At 64.1% G+C, this 612-nt stretch carries 1 protein-coding gene; it reads right to left on the bottom strand.

Going from position 1 to position 612, the window contains the following annotated elements; genetic code table 11:
- The coding region (locus tag ACW2Q0_RS31195) for a tetratricopeptide repeat protein (RefSeq protein ID WP_457194505.1) at positions 1 to 473 on the bottom strand (473 nt) is incomplete at its 3' end.
- Positions 474 to 612: the final 139 nt, after the last annotated feature.

The raw sequence follows: 612 nt of genomic DNA, 5'->3' as shown, positions 1-612 counted from the left end.
AACGCGGCCGTGATCGGACTGGACATTCGCCGGTTGACTCGCAATGCCTCCTGAAGCAGTCCGATGGCTCGGGACTGCTCGCCTTGCCGCCAGGCGGCAGTGCCCAGGCCCCACAACGCGAACGACCGGAACAGCGATTCGCCACATGCCTCGGTGATGGAGATCAGCTGCTGTTGCGACTCGGTTGCCCCTTGTGTATCACCGGCCAGCGCGCGTACCACGCCGAGCAAGAACAAGGCAGCAGCATACAAGGCAGGCGCACAACGGGATCCTTGCCGTATCGAGCCGAGTAGCTCAACAGCGCGTTCGAAGCAGGACACCGACGAGGCAAACTCAGCGCGGTACATCGCCACGTTGCCGTCGGCGTAGGCGATCAGCGCCTGGGTCATCGGGCTGGGATCTTGTTCGGCGAGCACGTGTCCCTCCTCGGTGAGGGCAGTAGCCGCTGCCACATCGCCTTGCATCACCGTCATGATGCAGCCGGTATGGAGCGCTTTGACACGGTCGAGTGGGGATTGCCGGGCGGGGTGGTCGAGGAGCCGGTCGATCCAGCGGCGACCTTCGCCGTACAGACCCCGGAAATTCCAGAACATGAGCAACGCGGCGGCGGTT

The sequence above is a fragment of the Nocardia citri genome (genome assembly GCF_054065835.1).
This window is presented reverse-complemented; position numbering and strand designations above follow the sequence as displayed.